This is a genomic window from Streptococcus sp. VTCC 12886 (assembly GCF_049893425.1).
GTDB lineage: Bacteria > Bacillota > Bacilli > Lactobacillales > Streptococcaceae > Streptococcus > Streptococcus suis_AA.
Window position 1 is genome coordinate 1 of sequence record NZ_JBMVJB010000054.1, and the last position, 6,087, is coordinate 6,087.

Genomic DNA, 6,087 nt, shown 5'->3' on the forward strand with positions numbered 1-6,087 from the left:
TAAAGAAAGAGAGAGCGAAGTTCGTCCTCTCTAGGTGTTAGCTTTTCATCTACCCACTACAGTTGACAAAGAGCCGATTTTTTCTGTCTAACTTTTGGGGTGCGGTTCAGACTAGGGTCATGATTTTTGTTCCTCTCAGAGCCCTAATAAACCGATAAATTAAAAAAGCAACAATCAATATGTCCAAACTATTGACAAGAACCCTCAGCGGACTATCAAAAAGTGACCGCCAAAAATCAACGTCAATGGACGAAAGTAATCCCATACTTATCACACTTTCTTTTAATTTTTTAACAGTTTCAATTATACCATGAATTCAAACTATTTTGAGGCTACAATCACTACTTTTTATGATAAAATAAAACCATGACTATAAAAACTACTATGGGTATCTTGGCAGGTAAAGCTAGTCACTTTGTTCTCTCAAAATTGGGACGTGGCTCAACCCTCCCAGGAAAAATCGCCCTTAAATTTGATAAGGATATTTTAGACACACTAGCTAAAGATTATGAAATCGTCGTTGTCACTGGTACCAACGGTAAAACTCTGACAACCGCTTTGACAGTCGGTATTCTAAAAGAAGCTTACGGTGAAATTGTAACTAACCCTAGTGGAGCCAACATGATCACTGGGATTACTTCCACCTTTCTAACTGCTAAAAGAGCTAAATCTGGTAAGAAAATCGCTGTCTTGGAGATTGATGAAGCCAGCCTTCCAAAAATCACTGAGTATATCACTCCAAGTCTTTTTGTCTTCACAAATATTTTCCGTGACCAAATGGACCGTTACGGTGAAATTTACACCACTTATCAGATGATTTTAGATGGTGCTGCTAAGGCGCCAGCGGCAACTATTTTGGCTAACGGGGACAGTCCTCTTTTTAATTCTAAAGAGCTGGTCAATCCCGTGCGTTTCTACGGTTTTGATACTGAAAAACATGCGCCAGAGCTTACACACTATAATACTGAAGGAATTGTGTGTCCTAAGTGCGAGAGCATTCTTCAGTATCGCCTTAATACTTACGCTAACTTGGGTGACTATGTGTGCCTTAACTGTGACTTCCACCGTCCAGAATTAGATTATAAGCTAACACAGCTGACAAAAATCACCAACACCACTTCTGAATTTATCATTGACGGTCAAGATTACAAGATTAACATTGGGGGGCTCTACAACATCTATAATGCCCTCGCTGCCGTTTCTGTCGCTGAATTCTTCGGTGTTGCACCAGAGCAAATCAAAGCTGGTTTTGATAAGAGTCGTGCTGTCTTTGGACGCCAAGAAACCTTTAAAATTGGTGATAAATCATGTACTCTCGTACTGATTAAGAATCCAGTTGGAGCTAGCCAAGCTCTGGATATGATTAAACTTGCAGACTATCCATTTAGCTTGTCAGTCCTTCTTAATGCCAACTATGCTGACGGTATTGACACCAGCTGGATTTGGGATGCCAACTTTGAAAGCATTCTCGATATGGATATTCCTGAAATTAATGCTGGTGGTGTCCGTCACTCTGAAATTGCCCGTCGTCTGCGTGTAACTGGCTATCCAGAGGACAAAATTACACAAGCAGAAAAACTCGAAGATATTATGACCCTAATTGAAAAGCAAGACTGCGACCATGCCTATATCTTAGCGACCTATACTGCCATGCTTGAATTCCGTGATATTCTGGCCCAACGTCATGCTGTCGGAAAGGGGATGAACTAATGACTTATACTTCTCTCGAATCGCCAGAAAATCGTGACTACACCTATAACCTAAATGTTGCCCACCTTTACGGTAATCTTCTCAATACTTATGGTGACAATGGTAATGTCCTTATGATGAAATACGTGGGGGAAAAGCTTGGTGCTAAGATGACCTTCGATATCGTTTCAGTTGGTGACGACTTCGACAATGAGCTCTACGACATAGTCTTCTTTGGAGGAGGTCAAGACTACGAACAATCCATCGTTGCCAAAGATCTCCCGTCAAAACGTGACGCTATTGATCAATACATTCAAGATAACAAAGTCATCTTAGCAATTTGTGGTGGTTTTCAACTTCTCGGACAATATTACATCCAAGCCAACGGTGTCCGCATTGATGGTATTGGTGTTATGGGCCACTTATACCCTTAATCAGGAAAATAACCGTTACATCGGTGACATCAAGATTCATAACGAAGAATTCAATGAAACCTATTATGGTTTTGAAAATCACCAAGGTCGCACCTTCCTTTCTGATGATCAAAAACCACTTGGTAAAGTGGTCTACGGTAACGGTAATAATAAGGAAGATGGTACTGAAGGTGTCCACTATAAAAACGTTTATGGTAGCTACTTCCATGGTCCGATTCTTTCTCGTAATGCTAACCTTGCTTACCGCTTGGTAACAACTGCCCTTCGTAACAAATATGGTCAGGATATTCAATTACCAAGTTATGATGACATACTCTCAAGCGAGATAGCTGAAGAGTATGCAGATACTAAATCAAAAGCTGAATTCGAGAAATAATTCTTTTAAACAAAAAAGTGAACCCTGGAGGGTCACTTTTTTTGTCGTATTTACATCCAAAGATGTCTTTTTTTCATCTTATCTTCAATTTTACGATTATCAATCCTGAAAATAGCAATCATATCAAACAAGAGCCAGGTTCTTTTTGGATAGACAATGTATTTTGGAGACCAAATTGGAGAGAATTTTTCTTTGTAACGGTACAGTCCACTAAAAGAGTAAAAACGCTGAGCAAAAACATAAACTAAATTGGCAACCTTTTCCTCTATAAAACTATCTTCTTCAGTACCTACGTTAGCTAGGGGAGCCATCCCCATATCAAAGTATTGCTTACCTTCTGCTTTGAAGTATTGGAAGAGTTTGACAAAAAGGTAGTCCATGATGCCTTCAGGAGCCTTTTTAAAGTCATAACGCATAAGATCAATGGTTGCCACCCGTTTATTTTGGGTTGGCATGATATTAGCGAAGGCCACAATTTCTCCTTCTTTACTCTCAACGATAGCAATCGGTGCTTGTTGTAAATAGGCTTCATCAAAGAAACCAAGAGAGAAACCTTTCTCCTTACGACCGTTAAGCCATATATCTGAGACTGTCTTCATTTCCTGCATCTGAGTCTCCGAAAATGGAGGATTAAGTAATTTAAACTGGAAGCCTGCTTTTTCCACACGATTGGTTGGTTTACGGAACTTCTTACCATGCTTACCATCAATAGAAAATGTCGTCAAATCAACCATAGCATTTTCTCCAAATTTCATGAAGTCAAAGCCATAATCATGAAGCATAAGGATCACTCTCTCATCTGCCTCATAAAATAAAGCCTGTAAATTCCAATCAGATAAGTTTTTCAAGAAAGCTTCCCAAGCCGGACGATAATATTTTTCATTACCAATAGGATTGCCCATAATCACACACTTGTTACTGATTTGTGCAAATTGAAAAACTACCTGATCTTGTCCATCGACACGATACCAAAAGAGGCGTTTATCATGTAAATAAGCTAGAGCACTTTCTGATGCGCCCCCATATTTCTCAAGAAGTGCTGTAAAACGCTCATTATCCATGCTTTGACCAAAATGCTTACGAGGCGCCAAAACTCTCAATACAAGCCAAACAACGGTTGCAATGATTACCGATGCCAGTAAAATATCAAACCAAATACGAACAAAATGTCCAAGAATATCTCGGTTCCTAGGTGGTAACAAATGAGACCAAAAACCACTACCACCCAGAACAAGGAGAACCAAAATGGTAAAGGCTAAAAAAAGAAAATCCTTGGTTTTGTCTTCCCAGCTATAAACAAAATAGTGATGATTCAATCTTTTCCTGATAAGTAACATAAGTATCATAGAAAGCACAATCATGAAAGACATGGTCCAGGAAGTACCATTGAGATTAACGTAAATCAAAGTCAAGACGAAGGTAAGCAAGGATAAAATAAAAGCTCCCTTAACGCGTCGCCTGATGAGGCGAGCCATGAAAACAAAGAGGGTTCCAAATAAAATACTTGGAAACTGCCAGATCAACTGTTCCTGAATAGGATCGAAACGGCTAATGAAGTAAACATTTGCCAAGCTTTCTGGGATTAGGGCAGATAAAATCAAGAAGATTCCTAAAAAACGTAACAAATAAACAAGGATAAGATGGAAACTTCCACCAAATACTCGTGAAGGAATATTGAAGTATTTATCATTGATGTGACCTCCCATGTGTTTGAAAAAGAAGACAACACCTAATAAAAATGGAATGATGTAGTAGGTTAGACGAAAGAGCAATAGTAGACTGACCGCAAGAGCATTGCTGACACCCATAGACGTCAGACCACTAATCACAATCAAATCAAAACTACCAATCCCACCTGGAATCATGGAAAAGATACCAATGATAACCGCTAGAAAATATAGAGGAATCAGATTATAAAGAGGAACATGTAGACCTATTAAATAAGCCACACTCAGAAAACTCACAAGAGCTGTGCCCCATTCAGCAGTCGATACTAAAATAAGGCTTAGTCTCGTTTTCAAAGGGACTTGCCCAAAATAAGGCAATTTTTCGCGACTTGAGACAAAGAAAATAAAAGGTAGGTATAAAAAGATTCCTAGTAAAAGTAACCAATATTTTCTCAAGTCAGGACTTAGAGGGAAAAACCAAAAGGTAGCAAACACCAAGCCACTTAGGAGCGACAAGCCCGACATGAAGTAAGGCAATAAACGTGATAGTGCCTTAACACCAGACTTTTCCTGCCCATCTTCAGAATAAAAGGAATACCTCAAGCCCACGTCAACTAAACCGGCAAAACCAGCCAAGTTATTAATGGTATTGACAGCCCAACTCGTTTCTAGTATATAGGATTTGGAATAATCCGTCTCTAGCTCCTTATTCAAGATAAGGTCATAAAAGAGCATGGGTAACACAGCAACTAAACCTATCACTACCATCAAAGCAAGATGCCAAATTGACAGACCTGATAAAGCTGACTTCAGCGATTCTAAAGTGATCGTTCGTTTTAAATGAATCAACTCTACAACAACAAGAACCGCAATAGAAATAAAGAAGACAGATTTAATGGCAGTTTTTAAAGGTTGAAGTCTCTCTATAAGTCGCTTCATGCCACCACCTCTTTTCGACTAATTCTAACTAACTCACGGATCATTTGATTAAAAACCTTGTAGTTTTGTTGGGCTAAACGGTGTCCTTGTCGACGCTCGACATAGAGCTTATGAATTGGAAAGAGGTTCGAAATCTCCCTTGAATGACTAATACTAATGACATCTCTTTGTCCCATAACTACCCAAACAGGATAGGATGCCTGATGTAGTCGTTCCCTATCCAGCGGCAAATCATGTAGCATGAGCTCCGTTACCTGAGCCAAGATATCCATTTTAGATGAAAATGGTGATAAGGCTTTTAGGCAATAATACTGTATATAAGCCAGACATCTTGAACGTCTGGTCAATCCTTTAAAAGTCATATTCCCCGCATTAAGCAAGAGCCCTGCAATCCGATCATGAAAGCGACTGGCATAAACCATAGCTAGATTAGCCCCATCACTGTGACCAACAAATAGAGCCTTTTTGATATTTAAAAATTGCAAAATCTCCTCCAAATCGGCAGCCATCTGTTCAAAGGTCATCTTAGCACTCTGACGACTGGATCTGCCCTGATTACGACTATCAATGAAAATTAAACGATAGTCTCGATATAGAATTCCTTGCTTACCAAAGTAGTTTCCTGATGAATTATTGCCATGCAAGAAGACAATTGGAAATCCTTTACCGAGGTCACGATAATAGATGATTTGACCATCTTTCACTTTGAATTCCATAATATTACCTACCTTTTCACTAACGCATTCTTATACGATAATTAGTCTTATAAGGCATTGGGTCCGATACCATAAAACAAAGTGATCAGACCCTCTCATTTCATTATAACATTTCTATTTAGCAAAACTCAGAATATTAGTACATTTTCTGCAAAAAAGAAAAAGCCTTTTCAGACTTCTCCTATTATTAAGGCTCTATAATTTCTGTAGTGGGTAAATCCACTGTAGAGATTATGGAGCCTTTTTTAGTGTAGAAAAAAAGTCCC

3 protein-coding genes and 2 pseudogenes are annotated in these 6,087 nt (G+C 39.0%); 2 read left to right on the forward strand and 3 right to left on the reverse strand.

From position 1 onward, the window contains the following. Positions 1-109 precede the first annotated feature (109 nt). A pseudogene (locus ACPC57_RS11150) lies at positions 110-265 on the reverse strand (diadenylate cyclase CdaA); the annotation flags it as partial. A 101-nt stretch (positions 266-366) separates the two neighbouring features. Here ACPC57_RS11150 and murT point away from each other — a divergent pair. Next, the gene (murT, locus tag ACPC57_RS11155; RefSeq protein ID WP_434066973.1) at positions 367-1,710 is read left to right on the forward strand and encodes a lipid II isoglutaminyl synthase subunit MurT; all 1,344 of its coding nucleotides are present in this window, start codon (positions 367-369) and stop codon (positions 1,708-1,710) included. Then, a pseudogene (gatD, locus tag ACPC57_RS11160) lies at positions 1,710-2,499 on the forward strand (lipid II isoglutaminyl synthase subunit GatD). The gene murT and the pseudogene gatD overlap by 1 nt, the downstream one beginning before the upstream one ends. Before the next feature lie 50 nt (positions 2,500-2,549). Here the strand turns inward: gatD and mprF are convergent. Together mprF and ACPC57_RS11170 are read right to left on the reverse strand one after the other, a co-directional pair. After that, positions 2,550-5,105, reverse strand: a complete 2,556-nt coding sequence (mprF, locus tag ACPC57_RS11165) for a bifunctional lysylphosphatidylglycerol flippase/synthetase MprF (RefSeq protein ID WP_434066974.1) — start codon at positions 5,103-5,105, stop codon at positions 2,550-2,552. Beyond that, entirely contained in the window at positions 5,102-5,821 is a 720-nt protein-coding gene (locus ACPC57_RS11170; protein WP_434066975.1) for an alpha/beta fold hydrolase, read from the reverse strand. Before ACPC57_RS11170 ends, mprF begins: the two co-directional genes overlap by 4 nt. Positions 5,822-6,087: the final 266 nt, after the last annotated feature.

Bases quoted from the DNA above. Each gene is read 5' to 3' on its own strand.
- murT (WP_434066973.1), top strand. From the start codon at position 367: ATGACTATAAAAACTACTATGGGTATCTTGGCAGGTAAAGCTAGTCAC.
- mprF (WP_434066974.1), bottom strand. From the start codon at position 5,105: ATGAAGCGACTTATAGAGAGACTTCAACCTTTAAAAACTGCCATTAAA.
- ACPC57_RS11170 (WP_434066975.1), bottom strand. From the start codon at position 5,821: ATGGAATTCAAAGTGAAAGATGGTCAAATCATCTATTATCGTGACCTC.